General features: G+C 57.6%; 24 protein-coding genes and 1 other RNA gene. 9 read left to right on the top strand and 16 right to left on the bottom strand.

The features are described 5' to 3' along the window. Positions 1 to 217: 217 nt before the first annotated feature. A complete protein-coding gene (locus WC370_09000) occupies positions 218 to 379 on the bottom strand; it encodes a lmo0937 family membrane protein (protein MFA5309602.1) in 162 nt (53 codons plus the stop codon). Positions 380 to 706: 327 nt separating this feature from the next. On the opposite strand from WC370_09000, the gene WC370_08995 reads away from it, so the two are divergent. After that, entirely contained in the window at positions 707 to 1963 is a 1257-nt protein-coding gene (locus WC370_08995; protein ID MFA5309601.1) for a hypothetical protein, read from the top strand. 407 nt (positions 1964 to 2370) lie between these two features. Next, positions 2371 to 2622 carry a hypothetical protein gene (locus tag WC370_08990; protein MFA5309600.1) on the top strand — a complete coding sequence of 84 codons (252 nt, stop codon included), beginning with the start codon at positions 2371 to 2373 and terminating at the stop codon, positions 2620 to 2622. 189 nt (positions 2623 to 2811) lie between these two features. Here WC370_08990 and WC370_08985 read toward each other — a convergent pair whose 3' ends face one another. From WC370_08985 to WC370_08945, 9 genes are all read right to left on the bottom strand, one after another. Beyond that, positions 2812 to 3318, bottom strand: coding sequence for a rubrerythrin family protein (locus tag WC370_08985; GenBank protein MFA5309599.1), 507 nt, complete (start codon positions 3316 to 3318; stop codon positions 2812 to 2814). A gap of 38 nt (positions 3319 to 3356) precedes the next feature. Continuing rightward, a complete protein-coding gene (locus WC370_08980) occupies positions 3357 to 4163 on the bottom strand; it encodes a nitroreductase family protein (GenBank protein MFA5309598.1) in 807 nt (268 codons plus the stop codon). A 96-nt stretch (positions 4164 to 4259) separates the two neighbouring features. Next, entirely contained in the window at positions 4260 to 5048 is a 789-nt protein-coding gene (locus tag WC370_08975) for an alpha/beta hydrolase (GenBank protein ID MFA5309597.1), read from the bottom strand. Then, complete coding sequence (gene ispE, locus WC370_08970) at positions 5045 to 5890, bottom strand: 4-(cytidine 5'-diphospho)-2-C-methyl-D-erythritol kinase (GenBank protein ID MFA5309596.1); 846 nt, start codon at positions 5888 to 5890, stop codon at positions 5045 to 5047. The genes WC370_08975 and ispE overlap by 4 nt, the downstream gene beginning before the upstream one ends. 113 nt (positions 5891 to 6003) lie before the next feature. Beyond that, entirely contained in the window at positions 6004 to 6921 is a 918-nt protein-coding gene (gene rsmA / locus WC370_08965) for a 16S rRNA (adenine(1518)-N(6)/adenine(1519)-N(6))-dimethyltransferase RsmA (GenBank protein ID MFA5309595.1), read from the bottom strand. Between the two features lie 12 nt (positions 6922 to 6933). Further along, an RNA gene (gene ffs, locus WC370_08960) (signal recognition particle sRNA large type) lies at positions 6934 to 7196 on the bottom strand. Between the two features lie 452 nt (positions 7197 to 7648). Next, positions 7649 to 8017, bottom strand: coding sequence for an NUDIX hydrolase (locus WC370_08955; protein ID MFA5309594.1), 369 nt, complete (start codon positions 8015 to 8017; stop codon positions 7649 to 7651). Between the two features lie 42 nt (positions 8018 to 8059). Beyond that, a complete protein-coding gene (locus WC370_08950; GenBank protein ID MFA5309593.1) occupies positions 8060 to 8791 on the bottom strand; it encodes a metallophosphoesterase family protein in 732 nt (243 codons plus the stop codon). 51 nt (positions 8792 to 8842) lie between these two features. Continuing rightward, positions 8843 to 9502, bottom strand: a complete 660-nt coding sequence (locus WC370_08945; protein MFA5309592.1) for a VTT domain-containing protein — start codon at positions 9500 to 9502, stop codon at positions 8843 to 8845. A gap of 137 nt (positions 9503 to 9639) precedes the next feature. Here WC370_08945 and thiL point away from each other — a divergent pair, with 137 nt between their 5' ends. From thiL to ndk, 4 genes are all read left to right on the top strand, one after another. Next, the gene (gene thiL, locus WC370_08940; GenBank protein ID MFA5309591.1) at positions 9640 to 10632 is read left to right on the top strand and encodes a thiamine-phosphate kinase; all 993 of its coding nucleotides are present in this window, start codon (positions 9640 to 9642) and stop codon (positions 10630 to 10632) included. 17 nt (positions 10633 to 10649) lie between these two features. Further along, positions 10650 to 11117, top strand: a complete 468-nt coding sequence (locus WC370_08935) for a PaaI family thioesterase (GenBank protein ID MFA5309590.1) — start codon at positions 10650 to 10652, stop codon at positions 11115 to 11117. Beyond that, the gene (locus WC370_08930) at positions 11110 to 11778 is read left to right on the top strand and encodes an HAD family phosphatase (GenBank protein MFA5309589.1); all 669 of its coding nucleotides are present in this window, start codon (positions 11110 to 11112) and stop codon (positions 11776 to 11778) included. Before WC370_08935 ends, WC370_08930 begins: the two co-directional genes overlap by 8 nt. 210 nt (positions 11779 to 11988) lie before the next feature. Further along, entirely contained in the window at positions 11989 to 12405 is a 417-nt protein-coding gene (ndk, locus tag WC370_08925; protein MFA5309588.1) for a nucleoside-diphosphate kinase, read from the top strand. A 220-nt stretch (positions 12406 to 12625) separates the two neighbouring features. Here ndk and rsfS read toward each other — a convergent pair whose 3' ends face one another. Further along, the gene (rsfS, locus tag WC370_08920) at positions 12626 to 12940 is read right to left on the bottom strand and encodes a ribosome silencing factor (protein ID MFA5309587.1); all 315 of its coding nucleotides are present in this window, start codon (positions 12938 to 12940) and stop codon (positions 12626 to 12628) included. Between the two features lie 121 nt (positions 12941 to 13061). On the opposite strand from rsfS, the gene WC370_08915 reads away from it, so the two are divergent. Then, on the top strand, positions 13062 to 15188 hold the full coding sequence (locus WC370_08915) for a molybdopterin-dependent oxidoreductase (GenBank protein MFA5309586.1): 2127 nt from the start codon (positions 13062 to 13064) through the stop codon (positions 15186 to 15188). Positions 15189 to 15202: 14 nt separating this feature from the next. Beyond that, a complete protein-coding gene (locus WC370_08910; protein MFA5309585.1) occupies positions 15203 to 15922 on the top strand; it encodes a pseudouridine synthase in 720 nt (239 codons plus the stop codon). Between the two features lie 6 nt (positions 15923 to 15928). Here the strand turns inward: WC370_08910 and WC370_08905 are convergent, their stop codons facing one another. After that, positions 15929 to 16924: an inorganic phosphate transporter gene (locus WC370_08905; GenBank protein ID MFA5309584.1), complete on the bottom strand. Its 996-nt coding sequence runs from the start codon at positions 16922 to 16924 to the stop codon at positions 15929 to 15931. Between the two features lie 283 nt (positions 16925 to 17207). On the opposite strand from WC370_08905, the gene WC370_08900 reads away from it, so the two are divergent. Continuing rightward, positions 17208 to 18749, top strand: a complete 1542-nt coding sequence (locus tag WC370_08900; protein ID MFA5309583.1) for an AMP-binding protein — start codon at positions 17208 to 17210, stop codon at positions 18747 to 18749. Here the strand turns inward: WC370_08900 and WC370_08895 are convergent. The 4 genes from WC370_08895 to WC370_08880 form a co-directional block, all read right to left on the bottom strand. Beyond that, complete coding sequence (locus tag WC370_08895; protein MFA5309582.1) at positions 18727 to 19065, bottom strand: DUF5658 family protein; 339 nt, start codon at positions 19063 to 19065, stop codon at positions 18727 to 18729. The two genes, WC370_08900 and WC370_08895, sit on opposite strands and share 23 nt — an antisense overlap. Before the next feature lie 31 nt (positions 19066 to 19096). Next, positions 19097 to 20014, bottom strand: a complete 918-nt coding sequence (locus WC370_08890; protein MFA5309581.1) for a diacylglycerol kinase family protein — start codon at positions 20012 to 20014, stop codon at positions 19097 to 19099. Between the two features lie 118 nt (positions 20015 to 20132). Continuing rightward, a complete protein-coding gene (gene recG, locus WC370_08885) occupies positions 20133 to 22568 on the bottom strand; it encodes an ATP-dependent DNA helicase RecG (protein ID MFA5309580.1) in 2436 nt (811 codons plus the stop codon). 311 nt (positions 22569 to 22879) lie between these two features. Then, positions 22880 to 23719, bottom strand: a complete 840-nt coding sequence (locus tag WC370_08880; GenBank protein MFA5309579.1) for a DegV family protein — start codon at positions 23717 to 23719, stop codon at positions 22880 to 22882. Between the last annotated feature and the right edge of the window lies 1 nt (position 23720).

Genomic DNA, 23720 nt, shown 5'->3' with positions numbered 1-23720 from the left:
CATGTCTTCGTCCTTTTTATTGACTACATCGTACTGTGCCAATCTGACGCTTGGTACGAACCTTGCCGATTTGCTGCTCATTATGTTCCTCCCCATAAATTCTGTTCTAGCGGCTAGCTGGCATGACTGCCAGTAAATTTAGCCGCCAACCCTTTTGAATTGGTTTCAACTTTAAGTCCGATGCTTCTATATAGCCTTGTCATTTTCAGAAATGCGGCTAGTGTTTATTTCTTACTCTCTGCACCAGCCAGATAATCAGGAATATGATGGCAATAACGAGTAAAATATGGATCAATCCGCCCATGAAAGGGGTTATTAAAAAACCCAGCAGCCATACAATCAACAAAATAATGGCGATGACCCAGAATAAATGCAGCATATTGGTCTCCTTTCACTTATTTCAACCTTCCCGCTTCATTTTCGGTACGTCCTTTCTATAAGACGATTACGCTGATAATGCCGCCGACAACCATCCCAGAGCCTGAAATCAACATAAGCCAGTGCCACCATTTCATTTTCGAGGGTACGGAATATTCAATTGATTTGTCCTGAGCACTCATTTGTCTTTCCTCCGTTTTTCTTTATTATTTACATTATGATGCGGCCTTTATGTAGAAGGTATAACATATCAACCTTTTAAGTTACGAAGTTATGCCATCTTTATTAAACCTGTATTTGAACAGACTGTGCTATACTACTGGTTGATATGAACGCGCCGTCAGCCGTCAACCTTGCCGGGAACATCGAGGAACAGCTGCCCCTGGATATCATCGATTTTATCCGGAAAGCCGGGGACGCCGCGGAAAAACAGCAGCAGCGCCTTTACCTGGTGGGCGGCCTGGTGCGCGACCTGCTCCTGGAGCGCGGCGGCACGGACATCGATATGGTGGTGGAGGGGGACGCTATCAGAATGGCGCAGGAGGTGGCCGGCCTCGTCCAGGCTAAAGTGACCGTCCACCCCCGCTTCGGCACGGCCACGCTTAAGTGGGGGAAAAGGAGCGCCGACCTTATTACCGCCCGCGCCGAGACCTATGCCCGCCCCGGCGCATTACCTAAAGTAAAGCCTGGCACTATCCGCGACGACCTCGCCCGGCGGGACTTCACTATCAACGCCATGGCGGTGGAGCTTAACCCCCGCCGCTACGGTGAGCTTATCGACCCCTCCGGCGGGCGGCGGGACCTGGATAAAAAGCTGGTGCGCGTTCTCTACGCTAAGAGCTTTACCGATGACGCCACCCGCATCTGGCGCGCCCTGCGCTACGAGCAGCGGCTCGATTTTAAGGTGGAGACGGAGACGCTCAAGCTCATCAAGCGGGACCTGTCCATGCTGGCGACCATCAGCGGCGACCGCCTCCGCCACGAGCTGGAGCTGGCTTTAAAGGAAGAGCTGCCGGAAAAAGTGCTTTGCCGCGCCGCCGCGCTGGGCGTGCTGCAGCAATTGCACCCCGCCCTGGTAGCGGACGACTGGCTCGCTGGCGTCTTTGCGGCGGCCCGTGATAGCTGTGAAACAGGCTTACCCCACCCCCATCTCTACCTGGCGCTCTTGTGCTACCGGCTGACTTTGCCGGAGTTGGAAAAGCTTATTGCTTTCCTCCGCCTGCCCAAAGCCGCGGCGCTGGTGCTGCGGGATACGCTGGCCGTCAAGGCTAAACTGCCGGACCTGGAGATGCCGGGGCAAGCGCCCGGCGTTATCGATAACCTGCTGCAGGGCTATTGCCCCGCCGCCTATACCGCCGTGTCCCTGGCGTCTGGCTCCGCTGCTGCCGCGGAAAACATCGAGCTTTATCTGAACGTGCTGCGGCACATCAATCCCGTGCTCACCGGGGAAGACCTAAAGAAAATGGGCGTCCCCGCCGGGCCGCAGATAAAAATGCTGCTCCAGCGTCTGCGCCAGGCGCGGCTGGACGGCTTTATTGACAGCCAAAAGGGGGAGGAGGAAATGGTGCGGAGGTTCAAGCCCTAGCCTAGTGCTATTCCCGCTCATCCTGAGCTCCTCTGGTGAGCTTATCGAACCATGTCGAAGTAGGAAATGGGCATCAGGTGGCGGGGAAAAAGCGGAGCGGAGCAATCCGCCAACTATCACCGCATGTTATTCTGATGTTAGGTAGAATCCTTTCTCTTTTCCGCCAATCAATATCCGGTAAGTATTGAAAATAATGCAAAGATTAACTGATAATCTCTTTAGTAATTACCTAAAATAATTACATCACATTCATACCTCAGTCTAACTCATTTTTACTACAAAATAACAAAGTGCATGTAACATTTGTTCATATAATGTGAATAGGATGAGGGAAAGTATAACAGTCCCCATTACAGGATGTATTAGTACAGATTACATCCCTTTCATAAAAGAGGGAGGTGGCGTACATGAATTATTGGTCGATTGCTAAAATGAAATTGACTCAGATTTTTGGCGTATTTGGAGGTATTACCTTCCTGATTATTGGTTTAGTTAATCTCGGTAACAACACGGCACTGGCAATATTATTAATACTAATAGGTATTGCCGCAATAGCATTAGGTGCTACCGCTAAACACATGTTGTTCAAAGATAAATATACCTCCCGGCACTATTCCAATTCTGAAATTAAATATCATCGTAAATCACGCTGGAACTAGAACCTGACTTTTATTCTCCCTCAATGACAATAAATTAACCATTCCGGTGCAAACCGGAATCCAGTTATTACCGTTATACTGCTATTTTGAAGTAGCTAGCCCTATATTCATCTGCCTGTTTCCCGACCTTCGTCGGAATGATCTTTATCATTACTTGGAATCTTCTATTGAGGGAGAGGTGTTTTTTGCCTATTCCATCTTTTTAAACGCTTTCGCCGCCGCCCCGCAGACCGGGCATTTGTCCGGCACGCCGTCCTTCACCGTGTTGCCGCATACCTGGCAAACGTAGTAGGTGACATCCGCCGCGGTCTTGCCTTCCTTCATCTCCTGGTAAGCCGCCTCGAAGTAGCCGTAGTGTATTTTCTCCACCTTGTTCGCCCAGTCGAAGGTGCGCTCCGCCCTTTCGTTCTGCTCTTCCTGGGCGGTTTTAATGAAAAGCGGGTACATGTTGGTAAACTCCGTCCGCTCGCCGAGGCTGGCCGCCAGCAGGTTGTCCTTGGTGGAGCCGATGGCGTCGATGGCGGCGAGATGATTACGCGCGTGCACCATTTCCGCCTCCGCCACCGCCCGGAAAAGTTTGGCCGCCTGGGTATAGCCTTCTTTTTCCGCCTTTTCCGCGAACAGCGTATAGCGGCGGTTGGCTTTGCTCTCCCCGCCTAAAGCTTCCTGGATATTGTCCTCAGTGTGGTAAGCCATAACAAAAATCCCCCTGTTTTTTAGTCATCTTTCTTACGTTAAGGACGGTAAATAATGCGGGCCGGCCTGCGTTCCGGAATCCGCGCGTATTTGTATTTGGGATAGCCCAGCATCAAAGCGCCGTAGGGGGTAAACCCTTCCGGCAGCCCGATGGCCTCCACCATGGCCGGAAAAGAAGCGGCGGCCATGTAAAAGAATCCCGCCCAGCAGCATCCCAGCTTCAGGCTGTTGGCCGCGAGGTCGAAATAGCCCAGAACGATGGCGCAGTCTGTGGCCGCCATCGGGTTGTTCTTTTCCGCGTAGGCGGTCACCAGGGCCGGCGCGTCCCGCAGGAAGACATCCTGGCCGGCGTCCAGCGCGGTTAAAATCCCCTGGAACATCGCCGCCATGCCCGGGTTATTTTTTATCATGAAACGCAGCCAGTCCGCGCCGATGGCGGATAGCTGGCGCATCTTGGCGCGGTCGTTAATGACCAGCCACTGCACCTCCTGGTTGTTGTGGCCGGTAGGCGCGTAGCGGGCGGTATCGATAATGCGCTCGATATCCTCCCCGGCTACGTCTTTGTCCCGGAAATTACGCACCGAACGCCGCCCCTTGATAAGCTGGGCGCATTGTTTAAAGGATATCTCCTGCGCTTTTTCGATGGGCGTGGTCTCCGGTAATTCCCGGTGGGTAAGGCTCCCGGCGGGGCAAACGGCCACGCAGTGACCGCAGCGCAGGCAGTATTCATCCGTACCCGGCAGCTGGCGCGGGTAGCTGCCTTCTTTAAAGATAATCAAATTGCATTGCGTGGCGCAAAGGCCGCATTTGGTACAGGTATCTTTGTTGATTGCCACTAAAGCCATAGATACACTCTCCCTTTAAAGCCGCTTGGTACTATAATACCATCCGCCATTGATTTGTCAAAAAAATGTTCTGCTTTCCTGCGCGTCCGGGAGACATCAGCGGATTTCTCTTTTTAAAACCCTGAAAAATTCATCTCTGGCGTACTTTTCCAGCCAGGGGGTATGTCCGCATTTTTCCAGTAAAACCAGATGATAATCCTTGACCGCGCCGGAAAAAGCATTATCGATGTCCGCGGCCGGGCGCGGGTCATAATCGCCCTGGATGGCCGTTACCGGGCACTTGATTTTTTTACACGATTGCGCCAGTGTCCCGTTCGGTATCATATCGCGCAGTTCCAGGCCGATTGCCATATTGATATCCATCTGGTATTCCAGTACGTCGTCTTCAGCCGGAATAGGAGCGTATACTTCCGCCTTGTTAATCACGCCGCAAAGCTTACCGAATACCGGGCCTTTATCCCCGGGCTTCCCGTCCTGAAATTGGTTTACAAGCTCAAAGAATCGTTTTCTTGCCGCTTCAGAAAGGCGTTCCATGTATATCGGCGTCAGGTCGGGCCGCGGCTTGCCTTTGCTGTCTATCGGCCCGGTACCGATGAGTATCAGCTTTTTCACCAGTTCCGGGTGTTCCGCGGCCGTCAGGTAGCTTAAGGTCGCCCCCCAGCTCCACCCCACCAGCGTTACCGGTGTTTCGGCATGTTTTTCCAGCACGGCGTGCAGCTCGCTTACCTGCCCCCCAACCGAGTCGGCGGTTTGGAGCGGCTCCAGCACGCCCATGTCCCCGGATAGCTCCCGTGCCACCGCGGCGATAGAGCCGGGGCAGCCCGGCCCGCCGTGGATGACCGCCACTTTATAGGGAGGTTTGCCCCATGTCCGGTAGTTCTTCATAACGTCCGGGCCAGGTAGGCCTGCATCCCCTGTTTTATGCACCGGTTATAGATATCCCCGGCGCGGGCCTGGTCCGGCAGCATGGTGAATAAGGCCGGGCCGGAGCCGGCCAGGTGCACGTGCAGCGCCCCCATTTTTTTCATGGGGTCGATGTACAGCCGGCGTACATTATAATCCTCGAAGGCGACGCTCTCAAAGACGTTGAACAGCATCGCCGGTTTGAAGGGTTTGCCCCGGGACAGGTCATCGGCCAGTTTCCGGGTGTCAGCGCCGTCGGTAAAGCCGGCCGGCTTTAGGTTGGCGTACATCCGCCCCGTTTTCCCCACCGCCACCGGCGCGTCCGGCGCCACCAGCACCACCCACATCCGGTTCAGGGGCGGCAGGGGCGTTATCTTTTCTCCCCTCCCCGCCGCCAGGGCCGTGCCGCCTTTTAAAAAGAAGACCACGTCCGACCCCAATCCGGCCGCTATCTCCGCCAGTTTATCCTCCGGCAGCTTCAGTCCCCAAAATTCGTTAAGCCCTCTCAAAAGCGCCGCGGCGTCGCTGCTGTCCCCGCCCAGCCCGGACATCAGCGGTATTCGCTTGTCGATTTTTATCGCCGCCCCCTGAGCGCACCCGGTAGTTTCCCGCAGCCGGCCCGCCGCCTTGCTCACCAGGCTCTTTTCCGCCGACCATCCTGGACTACCGCCCCGCCAGGTGATGCCCTGCCCAGCCTCAATATACAGCGTGTCAGACAGGTCTATGGCCTGGAGCACACTGCGGATTTCGTGAAAGCCGTCCGGGCGCTTACGCAGCACCTCCAGGGTCAGGTTTATCTTGGCCGGGGCTTTGACGGTGAGCACTGAATAAATCCCTCTCTAACTCTCCTTCCGATTCACTACGTTCATACGTAATCTGTGACTTTACGAAAAGGAGAGAATGTTTGTCTTTCCTTTAAAATTTGGGGGTTCAGCTATCATTTGTCGCCCCTTGTCAAAGGGGGAGTCAAGGGAGATTCGGTCCACGCCCTCCACAATTCCGCCCACTCCTCCAGGGTGAAGGTCTCCGCCCGGCGCTTCGGGTCTATGGACGCTTTAGCTAAAAGCCGCCGCGCCTCCCCCGGGTCTATGCCCAGCCCCCGCGCCAGCGCGTTGCCCGCCTGTTTGCGGGCAGATGTGAAACCGGCGCGTACCAGCTTGAAGAACCCCGCCACGTCAGCCACCACCACCGGCGGCTCCGGGTAGACGTCTATCTTGACCACTGCGGACTCCACCTCCGGGGCGGGGAAAAAGGCGGCGGCGGGCACTCTGGTAACGATGCTTGGTTTGCCATAGAACTGGATGGCGATGCTGAGCACGCTGCGCTGTCCCGCCTCCGCGCAGATGGCGGCGGCCACCTCCCGCTGTACCATGACCACCATCGTTTGCGGCTTGACCGTAGCTTCCAGGAAATGGCGCAGGACGGGGGAAGTAATGTAGTACGGCAGGTTGGCGACTACTTTATAGGAGCGGAGTTGCGGGGGGATATGGGGAGCGCCGCCCTGCAACAGCTTAGCGGGGTCGGTGCCGAGGATGTCCTGGTTGATGACGACGACGTTTTCACGCTGGATGGTTTTCTGGAGAATGTCCGCCAGCTGGTTGTCCAACTCGATGGCGATAACCCACCCCGCCCGCTTGGCCAGCTCCCCGGTCATTAAGCCCAGCCCCGGCCCCACCTCGATTACCGTATCTTCAGGGGAAAGGTCGGCGGCTTCAAGTATCTTTTCGAGTACCGCGCCGTCCACCAGGAAGTGCTGTCCCAGCCCCTTCCTCGCCCGGATATTATAATGGCGCAGTATTTTCCTGGTCTGCGCCAGCAGGGAATCGCTATCGTCCCGGGGGAGGCTTTTTTCCATTCGATTTAGAGGCCGTGCACCCATCCTCGACTCCGCCTAACAGCTTGCCCCGACCAGCCGGCTCCAGCCAGGCAATCCTGCGTCACCCAGATACAACTATTTACCGCTGCTTCCTCTCGGACCTGACGGGGTTCATAGCACTCTGCCGCGCAGGACCCAGCCTTCAACACCACTTAACCAAGGCAGTCCCACCAGACAAGAGCCTCAAACAGGAATTCGACCCTGCTATAGCGGGTTTCAGGTACAGGGCACCGCTGGCTCCCCGTCTAGCACGGCCTCACTAAAAGGTTAAAGGGTAGCGGGGGGTTTGTCAAGAGAGAGTTAATGGTTTACAGTTTTCAGTTTACAGTTGGAGAAAAGGAGAATATTTGTTATTTGTTTTTTAAATTTTTTTGTTAAGGTCCACGTACGATTTATAGCTAATCATTTGTTTTTTAGTTTATGTAAATTCAGCTACAAAATCCGGGTATTTGTTTTTTGATTTATGTTAATCGGGGGTAAGGGATAGTTTAGAGTTAACAGTTTACAGTTATCAGTATAGAGGGCAAAAGGGGGAAAAGGAAGGGGATTTTGTCATCTTGTAAAGGCATCGGTGGATGCTGGCCTGCGCCAGCATGACAGAGGAAAAATAAACAGATGTCATTCCAGCGAAAGCTGGAATCCAGAGAGGGGAAAGGGGGTGAAATATGACAACCACAAAGATACAAATAGTAAGGAATATAATAATTTAAATATAGTTCTTTTCCTTAGCTAATTCCAAGGCTTTCCATACATGACCATATGCCTTTATCTGACTCTTCTTATTCCACCACAAATATCTTTTAAGTTCTTTGGTTTGAAGGTGAATGTTTCCTTTAGGATGGTTTGAGAAGTAAATACTGTGGAGACTTAATGCGCCTTTGAAATGGCCGAGCCAATGTAGTTTTCGGACTCTTAGTCCCAATTCTTCATGTAATTCTCTGATCGCTGTTTGGAAAGATTTTTCACCTTTTTCCACACCTCCACCCGGTAAAGACCATGTGTGATGGTCTCTATCCATTACCAGTAAAATTTTACCTCGGGATTGAATAAGAAGTGTTCCTCGTTTCCGCGGCATTTTTCCTCCCTTTATTAGAAGGAGAATATAAATGTCGGAGTCCTACTTCCCCACCTCCAGCCGGGTCACCAGGCTTACCGGCAGCCCGGCCTGCATCATCTTGTCCTGGGTGGCGCGCACGTTGTACTCCACGCGGTGCAGGCGGAACATGCTCCCCTCGGAGTCGTAAATACCATAGCTGGCGCGCGGGTCGCCGTCCCTCGGCTGTCCCACCGCCCCCGGATTGATAATCAGGCGATGGCCCTTCATCACCAGCCCTATCGTCTCGGAAAGCGGGATGGAGACGCAGCCGTTCTCTTCCTTCTTGAAAGCCAGCGGCGCGTGGGTATGGCCCACCAGGCAGTACCGGCACTCGAAGTAGCCGAAGTTCTTCTCCGCCATGCTGGTGGACAGGATGTACTCCTGGATAGGGTCGGTGGGGCTGCCGTGCACCAGCAGGAAATCGCCTTGCTGCGCGGTTTTGGGCAGGTCTTCCAGAAAGCGGGCGTCCACCGGGTTCAGCTTCTGGGCCGTCCACAGACAGGCCTCCGCCGCCGCCGGGTTGAAGTAGGCAAGGTCCAGCTTGCCGATAGCCCCGAGGTCGTGATTGCCGGCCACGCAGACGGGGTTCAGCTCCCGCAAAAGCCCGATGCATTCGCCCGGGTCCGGCCCGTACCCCACGATATCCCCCAGGCACCAGATAGCGTCTATCTCGCCCTTTTCCTTGATATCGTTCAAAACGGCCTTCAGCGCCGCCAGGTTGGCATGGATGTCCGCGAGTATCGCAATACGCATTTGGCAATAATATAGCAGATTTTCAGGAAAAACTAAAGCTGCTAATACCTTTCAGGGCATTTCTATGCCGAAATAGTGCAGTATGGAGCGCAGCCCGAAGTAGCCCAGGTAGGACAATATCAGGCTCTCCACCATTTTGCCCGCCCAGCACACCACGAAGAACTTCCAGAAATTATAGCGCGCCGCCCCCAGCCCCACGATAACCGCCATCAGCAGCGGGTTGGGGTACATACCCAGGACAAAGACCGCCAGCAGCGCGTGTTTGCGGGCGATTTTCTTGGCCTGGGGCATGCTGCACCACCCCACTATCCTCTTCCAGATGGAAGGCTTCTTGCAGTCCTTGCTGTTTTCTTCCACGGCGCTGCCGTTGCCGTTCTGGCCGCTCTTGCCGGAAATCCCCAGGTTCTTGAAGAAAACCAGCCCGCCGCGCCCGGTCAGATAGACCAGCCCGTTGCCGCAGGCATTGCCGAAGCTGGATACCAGCGCCACCAGCGCCGGGTTGAAGATACTGCCCATGGTGAAGGTCAGAATCATGCTCGGCGTGGGGATGGGTATAGGCGAGCCGGCGAACAGGGCGATGATGAAAAGCCCCAGCAGACCCTGGGACTCCAGCATGGTGACGTATTCCCAGTGCTGAACGAGCAGCACGGAACCTATGACGCTGACGGCAATTACCAGCACCATAATGCCGATAGCGACGTATCTTCTCACCGGTGATACCTCATTTACAGACAAATCATAACCATTATAAGCTATCAGCCCATAATATTTACAGTTTTTTATCAGGAATAATATCGATATTTGTTAACAAAAGCCTTCCGAACGTCAAATATGATATAATTTTAGGCGTGAAAGTATCGGAAATCGGGGAGTTCGGGCTGATAGACCTGCTGGCCGGGATGGTAGCGGAGACGCAAACCGATAAAATCGCGCCCGACCTGCTTATCGGCATCGGCGACGATGCCGCGGCGTGGCGCTGCGCCGGCGCCGTCCAACTGGCCACCGTGGACTCCATGGTGCAGGACGTCCATTTTTCCCTGGAAACGATTACCTGGAAAGATTTGGGCTGGAAATCCCTGGCCATCAACCTGAGCGATATCGCCGCCATGGGCGGCTTGCCCCGCTACGCGCTGATAGCTTTATCCCTGCCCCCGGAAACGGACGTGGCCGATGTCACCGCCCTTTACGAGGGGATGATGGAGCTGGCGCGGCAGTTCCGGGTGGGCATCATCGGCGGGAACATCAGCCGGGCGATGGAAGTAACGGTGACGATTACGGTCATCGGCGCCAGCCCGGACGGAGCGATACTGAGGCGCGCCGCCGCCAGACCGGGCGACGTGATAGCCCTCACCGGGCACCCGGGCAGCGCCGCCGCCGGACTGGTAATGCTCTCCCAGCGGCTAAGATTCAGGCCGGAGGTCACCCACTACCTGAAAAACGCTTTCCTCCGCCCCGCGCCGCGCATCGCGGAGGGGCAGGTACTGGTGAAGCACGGCATTAAAGCCGCCATAGATACCAGCGACGGGCTGCTGGCCGACCTGCGCCATATCTGCGAGGCCAGCCGGGTCAGCGCCCGCGTGGTGACGGACTACATACCGGTACACGAAACGGTCAAGCAAAATTTCCGGGAGGACGCCCTGTCCATAGCCCTGGGGGGCGGGGAGGACTACGAGCTGCTCTTTACCGGCAGCGCCGGAACTATCGAAGCAATCAAGCAAGAGCTGAGCTGTCCGGTCAGCGTCATCGGGGAGATTACGGCGGGGCAGCCGGGCGAAATAGGCCTGGTCGACGCTGCCGGCAGCCCGGTGAAAATAGGCCGGTCCGGCTGGACGCATTTTTAAAGCACGGGAGACATATCATGGCGGTGATACCTAAAGTTACGCTGAATACCGACCTCAACGAGGGATACTGCTTCGGGTGCGGGCAGAATAACCCGATAGGCATGAAACTGCGCTTTACCCGGGACGGCGATACCATCAGCGCCGAGTTCACGCCGGACAGGATGCACCAGGGGTGGCCGGGGCTATTGCACGGCGGCATTCTGGGCTGCCTGCTGGACGAGGCGATGAGCAATATCGCCTACGCCACCGGCAACACCACCCTGACCGCCAGCATGGAGATGCGGCTGCGCCAGCCGGTGGCGGTGGCGGCGCCGCTGGTAGTCAGCGCCTGGATAACCCGCCACCGCAAGAAAATCATCGAGACCGCCGGCAAGGTCTGCCTCAAGGACGGCACCGTAGTGGCGGAAAGCACCGCCAAGCAGTTCATCGCGGAAAACCGGGCGGGGCAGGAAGATAAAGTGAAAGAAAGCCGCCGCCATGTCTGACGCGCGCCTGGAGGCCGTCATCTGGGACATGGACGGCGTAATCGCGGATACGGCGGACTACCACTACCGCGCCTGGCAGGACATTTTCCGGGAGCGGGGGGTGGCCTTCAGCCTGGCGGACTTCATGCCCTTTTTCGGTCGGCGGCACGACTCCATTGTAAAATTCGCTTTAGGGGACGGCTTAACGCCGGAAGAGATAAAGGCGGTATCGGATAAGAAGCAGGCGCTGTACCGCCGCCTGGTAGCCCGAAACGTTATCCCCCTGCCCGGCGCGGTAACGCTGATAAAGGCTTTAAACCAGAACCATATCAAAAGCGCCATCGGCACTTCCGCCGTGCCGGACAATGTGGACGTTATCCTGCGGGGGATGGGCATTGAAAACAGCTTCCAGGCCATCGCTTACGGCACGGAGGTGGCGGAAGGCAAGCCCAGCCCGCAGATATTCCTGCTGGCGGCGCAGAAGCTCGGGGCCGAGCCCGCGGGCTGTGTGGTGATAGAAGATGCTATAGCGGGGGTGGCGGGGGCCAAGAGCGCCGGCATGAAGTGCGTGGCGGTGACCAACAGCCATCCCGCCGCGGCGCTAAAGGACGCCGACCTGGTGGTGGACAGCCTGGAGAAGGTGGATATAGGAGTGTTACAAGGGCTGTTCAATCACGTTTAATCCACAACAAATAGAGAGCAGTCACTAAAAACGCTCACCCAGAGATTGTCGAAGGGTGAGCGATATTAGCTCATGGTTCGACGAGCTCACCATGAGCGTCAGCTATATAACCGAATAATTATCATAGGGTGAGCAATATTGTCTCATGGTTCGACAAGCTCACCATGAGCGGCAGGTATATAACCGAATAATTATCATAAGGAGTTTTTCATGGAAAGGTCGCTGGTGCTTATCAAGCCGGATGCTATGGAAAGGGGACTGGCCGGGGTTATCATCGGCCGGCTGCAGGGCGAAGGCCTGAGGCTGACCGGCCTGAAGATGCTGCGCATGGATAAAGCCCTGGCGGAGCGGCACTACGCCGTGCATAAGGGCAAGCCGTTCTTTGACGGGCTGCTGGAATATATAACTTCCACGCCCATCGTGGCCGCCGTTTTCGAGGGGGAGGGGGTTATCGAGCGCATAAGGAAGCTCATGGGCGCCACCGACCCCGCTAAAGCCGCCCCGGGCACTATCCGCAAGGACTACGGGCTGGACCTGCAGCGCAACTCCACCCATGCCTCGGACTCGCCGGAGAACGGGGAGATAGAGACAGGCAATATTTTCAGGAAGGATGAGATTTTCCGGTAGATGGCGACAGCGGCCTTTGAGACTACTGTATCGTTTTACACCACACCATGACATTATGAGTTGTCATTCCAGCCCCGATTTTATCGGGGTAAACTCCGGCTGGAATCCATTATTGGGTTCGAGGCTCAATAGAAATTCATGATGGATTCTGACCTTCGTCAGAATGACAGGGGCGGGGCGGTAAAAGGCGGGGGACTTATCGCACTGCAATGACAGCCGGCTATTGAATCCGCAGCACGGTGCGGGCTTCCTGCCAAAGCTCGTCCAGTTGATAGTAGTTGCGTTCCACCGCGCCGAAAACGTGCACGATAACGTCGCCGTAGTCCAGCAAAAGCCAGCCGGAGTCCGGCGAGCCCTCGCGGTGGTGCGGCAGGACGCCCTCCTGCTTTAAAGCCTTTTCAATCTCGTCAACGATAGTACGCGTCTGCCGCGCGCTCTCGCCGGCGCAGATAACAAAGTAGTCGGTAAAGCTGCCCAGCTCGCGCAGGTCCAGCAACACGATGTTGTTCGCCTGCTTATCGCTGGCGGCTTCCACGGCTTTACGGGCCAGGTCGATTCCTTCCAGGTCTGTATCCCTCCGGCGCTATTTTCCCAGATGATTATACCATAAGCTATAATGCACCGTTACATTTCATCCCCCGGAAAAGCCTGTTATAATGAACAGTAACCAGCATGACATCAATCCCGCCGGACGGAAACGATTGGAGTATAGTCAAATGGTAAAGCCCGCGGAAGTAAAAGACGGCATCTGCTACATGTGCACCAACACCTGCGCCACCTCCGTCCAGGTGCGCGACGGCCAGGTGGTTAAGATAGACGTGGTGGACCCCAAAGTAAGCCACTGCCCGCGCTGGCGCGCCCAGACGGACTTTATTTACCACCCGGACCGCCTCCTTTACCCCCTGAAACGGGCGGGGAAAAGGGGCGGGGGCAAGTGGCAGCGCATCTCCTGGAACGAGGCGCTGGATACAGTTGCGGGCAGCCTGCAAACCGTTAAGAACAAATACGGGGCGGAAGCGGTGGTATTCTGGGTTGCCTATCCCAAGGAACCGCGCCCCTATTTTCACCGCCTGGCACACGCCTTCGGCTCGCCGAACTACTGCACGGAAAGCAGCAACTGTTTTTCCGCCACCTGGCTGGCCGCCAACCTGACCTACGGCGCGGAATACTCCTACATGGCCGGCTCCGGTTCCGGCGTGGACCCGGAGACCAGGTGCAAGCTGATATGGGGGGCGGCGGTAATCTCTTCGCCCAACGTCTGGGAGCAAAACCTGGAAGCCAAAGAAAAAGGCGTCAAGCTTATCGTGGTGGACCCGCGCCGCACCGCCATCGCCGCTAAAGCGGACATCCATTTGCAGCTCCGCCCCGGCACGGACGGCGCCCTGGCGCTAAGCATGATGCACGTTATCTTTAACGAGAACCTCTACGATAAAGAGTTCGTCGAAAAATGGACGGTGGGGTTCGAGGGACTGAAAAAGCTGGCGCAGGAATACCCGCCGGAACGCGCGGAAAAAATAACCCGGGTGCCCGCCGCTAAAATCATCGAGGCGGCCCGGCTGTATGCCACGCTGAAGCCCGCCAAGCTGCACCTGAGCAGCAACAGCACCACGCACCACAGCAACGGCGTGCAGAACCACCGCGCCGTGATTCTGCTGGCGGCGGTTACCGGCAACATCGGCATAGCCGGCGGCAACCTGCTGGGGCCCTACCCCGCCGATAAGACCAACGACATCACCCTGCATGAAAGAGTGGCCGCGATGCCGCCCGGCGTGGGCGCGGCGCGCTTTCCGGTATGGACGCAGCGCTACCGGGAAATGCAGTCCAACGCCATCGCGGACCAGATTGAAAGCGGCCGGCCCTACCCCATTAAAGCCCTGTTTTCCTCCGGGCTGGATATCCAGTTCTTCGCCAACTCCCGCCGCATGGCCGCCGACCTGGAAAAGCTGGATTTCATCGGCGTGACGGAATACTTCCACACCCCCGGCACGCGTGAAGCCGATATCGTCCTGCCCATCGCCTCCTGGCTGGAAAGGCCGATATTGCTCACCGATGCCGGTGGTTATGTAAAGCTTATACAGCCCGCCGTCAGTCCCCCCGGCGAATGCCGCACGGAATGGGACATTTACTCGGCGCTGGCCGGGCGGCTGGGACTGGGGGAGCTGTTCTGGAACGGCAGCTTTGAAAAGTGCGTCGACCATATCCTGGAGCCGATGCAACTAACCTACCGAGACCTTACGGCCCACCCGGAGGGCATCTTGCGGCAATACCGGCCCCGGCCGGAAAAAGACTATGAGACAACCGGTTTCCAGACCGCCTCCGGCAAGGTGGAAATAGCCTCCTCCGTGCTGGCGGAGCACGGTATCGACCCCCTCCCCTCCTATCAGGAGCCGCCGGAAAGCCCCCTGAGCCGCCCTGATTTACTGGCGTCTTTCCCGCTGGTAATGACCTCCGGCGCCAGGGTCATGGCCTATACCCACTCTCAATTCCGGAACATACCGCGACTGCGCAGGATAATGCCGGAGCCGCTGGCGGACATCAACCCCGCCGACGCCGCCCCCCGCGGGATAAAGACGGGCGATGAGGTTACCATCACGTCGCCGCGGGGCAGTATCAAAATGAAAGCCAACGTGACCGACACGATACTGGCCGGGGTGGTCTCCATGCCCCACCACTGGCCGGATGAAGCCAATGTCAACCTGCTGGTGGACGACCGGACCCTGGACCCGATATCCGGCTTCATCCCATGCAAATCGCAGCTCTGCCAGGTAACCAAATCTGTATAAAGGAATGACGCCATATGCCGGAAAAACCCCTGATTAAAGCTTTAACAGAAGCCGGAATCGGCCCGCGCCGGCGCATGGCGGAAGCCATCAAACAGGGCAAGGTCAAGGTTAACGGCACCGTGGCCGTGTCCTTCAACCAGCCCGTAAATACGGATAAAGACCGCGTGGCCTACGAAGGCCGCGGCCTAGACCTAAAGCCGGACCAGACCATCTGCCTGATGCTCAACAAGCCGGCGGGCATCGTCTCCACCGTCAGCGATGAGAAGAGTCGGCGTACCGTGTTCTCCATTCTGCCGGTAAAATACCGGCGCCACCGGCTCTACCCGGTGGGACGGCTGGACATAGACACCACCGGGCTTATCCTGATGACCAACGACGGCGACCTCACCTACCGCCTGACCCATCCGCGCTACGAGTATGAAAAAGAGTACCTGGTGGCCATCCAGGGCAGCCTGATGGCCGGGGAAATGCACCAGCTAGAGCACGGCGTATTGCTGGAAGACGGCCTGACTCATCCCGCCAGGGTCAAGACGGTCTCCTCGCCGCCGTTCAACTACAGCATCACCATCCACGAGGGGCGCAAGCGGCAGGTACGCCGCATGTTCGAGCATCTACACCATACCGTGCTGGCGTTAAAGCGGGTACGCATCGGCAAGCTGACGATGGGGGAGCTGAAAGAGGGGGAGGCGCGGCAATTGAGCGCCGGGGAAATCAGCGGGCTGCTGCGGGAATAGTCCGGGCTAGGTAATCAGCCGGATAAGAGAATAGACCAGCGCCGCGATGATAGCGGATACCGGTATGGTGAAAATCCACCCCCAGACAATGCGCAGCGTTACCCCCCACCGCACCGCGGAAAGCCGCTGCACGGCGCCCACCCCGGAGATAGCCCCGGTAATGACGTGGGTGGTGCTTACCGGGATGCCCAGGTGAGTGGAGAAGAATATACTGGAGGCGGCGGCGGTCTCGGCGCAGAAGCCGTCAATCGGGCGCAGGGTGGTTATCTTCTGTCCCATCGTTTTCACAATCCGCCAGCCGCCGGTAAGCGTGCCGATGGCAATGGCGGCGTGGGCGCTGAGGACAACCCACAAAGGAATGTGAAACTCGCTGATCAGGCCGCCGGCAAAGAGCAGGCTGGAAATAATCCCCATCGTTTTCTGGGCATCGTTGCCGCCATGGCCCAGACTGAAAGCCGCCGCCGAGAACAGCTGGGCTATCCGCGACCACTTGTTAATGGTCAGCGGGTTCTGTTTATAGACTATCCAGGTGGTGATTATCTTTAGCACATAGCCCAGCACCAGGCCGATTAGCGGCGCGATAAAAATAAAGATAACCGTCTTGGTCCAGCCGGAAGTGATAATAACGCCGAAGCCCCCCTTGGCGATAGCCGCCCCCGCGTACCCGCCGATCAACGCGTGGGAAGAGCTGCTGGGCAGGCCGAAATACCAGGTAATGAGGTTCCAGGCTATGGCGCCGATAAGCCCCGCCAGGATGACGGTGGAGGTGACGATTTCTATGTGGACCATCCCGCTGCCGATGGTCTTGGCTACGCCCGTGCCGAATGCCACGAAGGCGACAAAGTTAAAGAAAGCCGCCCAGATTACCGCCTGCCGGGGCGTCAGCACCCGGGTGGTGACGATGGTGGAAATAGAGTTAGCGGCATCGTGCATGCCGTTGGTGAAATCAAATACCAGGGCGATGACGATGATGGGAATGATAAGGTAAAGGCTAGTTTCCATTCCTTGATCCCTGGAACATGGTCATAATCCTGTTTATTATACATGAAAAGGCGGACATGTTAAAATTTTGTTAAGACATTTTCCGCAAAACCAGGTAACGACGCAGCGGGCGGGAGGGGTACCGGGGCGGGGTAAAACCAATATCCCCCATAAAGTCAGATTACTATTCCAGTTCCTTTTCAAATCCTCCGGCGGTCTGCTATACTGGACGTATTCCGGAGATTTTTCCTTTAGTCAAGGCGATTTTTCAGCGTAATTTGTTAAGAAAGGGAAAGCTATACCGATGGACCTGACCGCTATTTTAAAGAGTACCGCCGCCCGCCTGCCGGACAAGACCGCCGTCATCGGCGGGGAACGCCGGGTGTCCTTTGCCAGCCTGGAAGCGGACGCCAGCCGGGTGGCGCGGGCGCTGGTAAAAATGGGCGTAAAAAAGGGCGACCGGGTGGCGATGATGCAGGCCAGCAACCCGGAGTTCGTGGTGGTGTTCTTCGGGATAATGAAAGCGGGCGCCATCGCCGTGCCGCTGGACTCCCGCTACGTAGCCGCGGAACTGGACAACCTTTTCAACGACTGCACGCCCAGCGTCTTCTTCATTGAAAATCCCTGTCTGGAGCCGCTGCTCCCGGCGCTGTCCGGCTTCAAGACTATCGAGCATATCATCACCATCGGCAGCCCGCCGGACCAGCGCTTTATCAGCTATGAGGACATCCTGCAAGAGAACCCGGACACCGCCATCGACGTGACCATAGACCCGGATGATATCGCTATCATTTCCTATACCGGCGGCGCCACCCAGCAATGCCACGGCGTGGCCCTGACGCATAACAGCGTTTACACCGAGGTGGTCAACTCCGCCGCCACCTTCCGGCAGACGGAAAAAGACATCATGATACTCTTCGCCCTGCCCATGTACCACCAGTTCGGGCTGACGGCGGTGCTGCTGGCTTCCATTTACACCGGCAATACCGTGGTGGCCGTACCGGGCACGGGGCGCTCGGTGGACAGCTTCATGGAAGCGGTGGAGCGGGAAAAGGGCACCATTTATTGCGGCGTCCCCTACATCTACTTTTTAATGATAAACGTGGCCCGCCGGGCGGGCGTCAAACACGACCTTTCTTCTTTGCGGCTATTAATCAGCGGGGGCGCTCCGCTGGAGCCGGTGGTCATCAACCGCTTTAAGGAATATTACGGCTTCGCTATCCGGGATATCTACGGTCAAACGGAGTCCGTCTGCCACGTCACGGTCATGCCCATCGACGGGGAGGGGAAAATAGGCTCGTCCGGCAAGACCATGCCCTGCTGGGAAATGAAAATCTTCGACGAAAACGATAAGGAGCTGCCGCCGGGGCAGGAGGGGGAAATGGTGCTGCGGGGGCCGGTGATGGCCGGGTTCTACAACAAGCCGGAAGCCACGGCTAAAGTGCTGCGCAACGGCTGGCTGCATACCGGGGACATCGGCTACCTGGACAAGGACGGCTACCTGTTTATTACCGCCCGCAAGCGGCGGATGCTCATCCTCAAGGGACAGAATATCTTCCCCGCGGACATCGAGGAGGTGCTGGCGTCGCACCCGGCCGTGGCCGAAGCCCGCGTCACGGGCAAGATAGACCTGATACGCGGCGAGACAGTCAAAGCCATCGTGCGCCTCAAGCCGGGCGCTTCACTCACCGAGCAGGAGCTGCGCCAGTACTGCCAGGGACGCATGGCGGACTACAAGCTGCCGCGGGATATCGTCTTCGTGGATGTCATGCCGGCGGAGATACCGCTATGGCGGCGCGCGCAGAGCTTCGAGACTGACTACACTAAACTAACAGAATCAGACTAGTATTCCAGATAACGATAGCCCCGTAAGCCAATACGGCCACCCAGGCGGCGATGGTGCCCACTTTGGGGTAACGCCGGTAAACGTCCCACAGCAGCCAGGCGCAGAGGGACGCGCCCACCACCTTCAATATCATAAAACCGGCCTTGCCCACCAGCGGCTCCAGAAACGGGTTGGCCTCCCGCACTCTTCCCCCGGGGATAAGGTATTCCGTCAGCGCGCCGTCCAGGACAACCAGCGTTACCAGGCTGGCAAGCAGCACCAGCATCATCTTTTTGCCGGCAGCCGGGGTTTTCTTTTCCAGGTTCTCTGTTCCCATGCAACACTCCGGGACAGGTATATTTTGGCCGCTAGACGATAATATTCAGCGCCGCCGGCAGGATGCGGAAACGCGCCGGGACTTCCCCCAGCAACTCGCCGTCCGCCTGGAGGTACATCTTGCTATCCAGAGACTTGACCTCTATTTGCCGCGCCTTTTTCATACCGACCTTGGGGTGTGTCAGGTGGGTGCCTTTATAGATGCGCGGCAAAGACCGCAGCAGGTCCGGCTTGCTCAGGTCCCCCACCACCAGCACATCCAGCAGGCCGTCGCTCAAATCAGCGCCCGGGGCGGTAAACATGCCGCCGCCGCCGTATTGCCCGTTATTCATAATGACGGTGCAGACCCGCTTTTCTTCCTCCAGGCCGTCCACCACCAGCGTTACTTTCTTGTTCACGTAGGACACCAGCGTGGCGAAGGTGCCCATGAGGTAAGACGGCAAAGCCCCCAGCTTTTTATACTGCTGGGAAGTGCGCCGTACGATTTCCGCATCGAAGCCCATGCCGGCAAAGTTCACGAAGAGCCGCTTGACCGTGCCGCCGTTCTTCACGTATTCCACCTCGCCGATGTCCACCCGGCGCTGGCGGGGCCGGACGAAACGCCGGCAGGCATCCTCATAGCCGCGCGGCACGCCGGCGGTACGGATATAGTCGGACCCCGTCCCGGTGCTGACGATGCCCAGCAGCGCGTCCTGTATATTGCCGGAGGCGTAAAGCCCGTTAACCACCTCGTTAATGGTGCCGTCCCCGCCCACGGAAACGACGATGTCATAGCCTTTAGCCGCGGCGTCTCTGGCCAGCTCTATAGCGTGGCCGGGGGCCTCGGTCAAATCATGGTCGAAGCGCAGGCCATGCCCTTTAAACAGGTTCATTATCCGCGGCCAAAGCTTGCCGGTCTTACCGGCGCCGGCGGCGGGGTTAACGATTACCCTGGCGAATGGCTGGTTCAATAATAATCCTTTAAATATTAACGGTATAAGCTAATATTAAATGTTACGAACATGTTACGCAAGGTTGCTAAAAAGTATTTTTTCGGTATTAATTCGCCAACCGGAGCGAATATACGTTTCAGCTCCATTCACCGGCGTCGGACCAGACGCGCGCCATCTCCCGCGCCAGCAGCCGGTGCTCCTCCCTGGCCATGCCGGGGTCCATCTTGAACAGTTGTATAGCCTCGCGGCGCGCCATCTCCAGCAAAGCCACGTCCGAGATTTTAGCCATGCGCAGGTCCGGCAGGCCGCTCTGGCGGGTGCCGAAGAACTCGCCGGGGCCGCGCATTTTAAGGTCTTCCTCGGCCAGCTTGAAGCCGTCCTGGGTATTCTCAATTATGTCAAGTCGCTCCCGGCCCACCTGGGACGGGTTTTCCGCCAGCAGCATGCAGTAGCTCTGCTCTTTACCGCGCCCCACCCGACCCCGGAACTGGTGCAGCTGCGAAAGACCAAAGCGGTCGGCGCTTTCTATGAACATGACGGTGGCGTTGGGGATATCGATGCCCACCTCTATCACCGGCGTAGCCACCAGGATATCCAGTCGTCCGGCGCGGAAATCATCCATTACCGCGTCCTTCTCCGCCGCCGCCAGCCGGCCGTGCAATAGCCCCACCCGCAAGTCCTGGAAGACCTCGCGGGAGAGGTGCTCGTGCTCGGCCACAGCCGCCTGCGCCGCTACGGCGTCCGACTCCTCAATCAGGGGGCAGAGGATGAAAGCCTGCCGCCCGGCGGCCACCTGCTTCCTGACGAAGGCGTAAGCGCTGGCCCGCTGGTCCGGCCGCAGCCACTTGGTCCTGATGGTCTGCCGGCCCGGCGGCAGCTCGCTAATCACAGAAAGGTCGAGGTCGCCGTAGAGCGTAAGCGCCAGGGTGCGGGGAATAGGGGGGGCGGTCATGACCAGCATGTGCGGGTTGAAGCCCTTTTCCCGCAGGGCGGAACGCTGCTCCACGCCGAAGCGGTGCTGCTCGTCCACCACGGCCAGCCCCAGTTTACTAAAGTCCAGCCCTTTCTGCACCAGGGCGTGCGTGCCGATGGCGATGTCTATTTCACCCGATTGTATTCGCTGCCGGATTTTCTTCTTGCCCGCGGCTTTGGCATCCCCGATAAGCAAAGCCAGATTCAGCGGCTTGTCCAGGATGCCGGTATAGCTTTTGATATTCCCCTCCCCCTCTTCCGTCCCCAGTTTAGCCAGCAGGCCGCCGATAGTATTGAAGTGCTGCGCCGCCAGAATTTCCGTGGGCGCCATGAAAGCCGCCTGGCAGCCGTTGGCCGCCGCCATGAGCAGCGCCGCCGTAGCCACCACCGTTTTGCCGCTGCCCACCTCCCCCTGGAGCAAACGGGACATGGGAATGCCCTTGCGCAGGTCCGCCAGGATTTCCTTGAGCACTTTGTCCTGGGCGGCGGTAAGGGTAAAGGGGAGGGAGGTTAAAAACTTATTCAGCACCGGCTCACTAATATCCAACGCCGTGCCCGGCCGGCTCTCCTGCCAGACGCGCTTCTTGCTCATCACGCCGAGCTGTAAAAGGAAAAGCTCGTCAAAGGCGAGGCGGACGCGGGCTTTATCCTTGGATGCTTCCGTTTCCGGGTAATGCGCCTGGGCGATGGCCTCCGGCAACTCCAGCAAAGCGAGTCTTTGCCGCAGCTCCGGAGGGAGAAAATCGGCGGCCTGCCCGGCCCAGGTATCGATAAAGTCCTTCATCAAACGCCGCACCTGGCGGGGCCGCAGTCCCGCCGTCAGGGGATAGACCGGCACCAGCCGCCCGGTGTGGACTGATTCCTGCCCCTCCACCAGCTCCCATTCCGGCGACATGAAAACGTGACGCCCCTTGAACAGGCTGACCTTGCCGGAAAGGATGACGCGCGCGTTGGTGGAGAGCGTCTTGGCCAGGTAGGGCTGGTTGAACCAGACCACCCGCAGGTTGCCCGTCTCGTCACCGACGATGGCCTCCGTGCTGCGCCGGCCGCCGGGCCGCGTCTCCTGCGCCTGCCAGACATTAGCGATGATGGTCTGCTCCTCCCCCTCCACTAATTGAGAAATTTGCTTGAGCCTGGAGTAGTCCAGGTGGCGGTGGGGAAAGTAATAGAGCAGGTCGCGCACCGTTTTCACGCCCAGCTTGCCGAATTTGGCGGCCAGGGCCGGGCCCATGCCCCTGACCACGGTTACCGGCGCGTCCAGGGCGGCGGCATGAGCGGGCGGGGCGGCGGGAGGAGGGGCCTTTTTTTTAGGGGGAGCGGCGGCCTTTTTAGCTGCCGCGGGCGCCGGGTCCGACTCCTTTTCATCGAGGAAGGCAAAAACGTCATTAATCCAGGCCCCGCGTTTTGCCGGGGTCATGACGGCGTAGTCGATTTTAAATAGTTTATTAAAGCGGGCCAGGCGGCGGGGGGCGGCAAAAGAGGCCGCGGCCTGCGCCGACCAGTTATGCAGGAATTTGTCCAGCCCGCCGAAGACGGCGGTATCCGCGCAGCCGCGCTGCTTTTCCAGTTCCAGGACTTTGCGCAAAGAGTCGGCGTTCATCCGGTCACATTATAGACGGAACGGCGATAAAAAGCACCCGGAGCCCTGACGCGCCGTCATTCCAGCGAAGGCTGGAAGCCACGTTTAATATCAAAGTGTTTGGGAAATTCATCACGGATTCCGGCCGGGGTTTACCCCGTATTCAGATACGGGGCCAGAGTGACGATAAACTAATGCCATGAGATTGCTGCGTCACGGAGTTTACACTGAGCGAAGAGAACGTGCTCCCCGCAATGACAGCGGGGAGGGGGGAAAGGGAGAGGGAGATTGTTTTCCTGTATTTTTGAGATTTGATTTTTTAGATTTGAGCTTTATTTATCCCCCATCACCGCCACCAGTATCAGGCCGGGGCCGGTGTGGGCGCCGATAACCGGGGTGGTGCGGGAGCGGTAGATTTTTTCTTCCGGGAATATACCGCCCAGGCGTTTGGCCAGCGCATCGCCGTCATCAGGGCAGGCGGCGTCTTCTACCGCCAGACCTTCTATCTTTTTATAGCTCGCGGCAAAATCGTAAAGGTGGTCAAGGGCTTTAGCCCTGGAGCGCGCCCGCCCCGCCGGGTCCACCACCCCGTCCCGGATGGTCACGATGGGATTAACTTTGAGCAGAGACCCGAGTAAAGCCTGCGCCTTGCCGATGCGCCCGCCGCGTTTTAAATATTCCAGCGTATCGAAAGCGGCGCGCATGTCCACCCGCGGCAGGGTGGCGCGTACGATTTTTAGTATCTCGTCGAGGGTTTTGCCTTCCCGCGCCGCCTGCGCCGCCTTGATAACCACGAACCCCTGGGACATGACGGCGGTGCCGGAATCAACTACCTCGATACGGCAATCGCTTTCCAGCAGGCCTGCGCTTTGCACGGCGGCGTTATAGAGGCCGCTAAGCTTGGAGCTGAGCATGATGACCAGTATCTCGTCGGTCTCTTCCGCCAGCCGGGCATAGGTGCGGGCGTACATATCCATGGAAGGCACGGAGGTGGTGGGCATGACCTTGGTGCTGACCAGCTTCTCGTAAAACTGGTCGGTGGTGATATCGATACCGTCGCGGTAGATCTGCTCCCCGAAACGCAGCAAAACCGGGATGACGGAAATGCCCAACTCGGCGATTACCGCGGCGGGGATGTCGGCGACGCTATCAGTAACGATCCTTACTGGCATT

The organism is Dehalococcoidales bacterium, from assembly GCA_041652735.1.
Lineage (GTDB): Bacteria > Chloroflexota > Dehalococcoidia > Dehalococcoidales > RBG-16-60-22 > RBG-13-51-18.
This window is presented reverse-complemented; position numbering and strand designations above follow the sequence as displayed.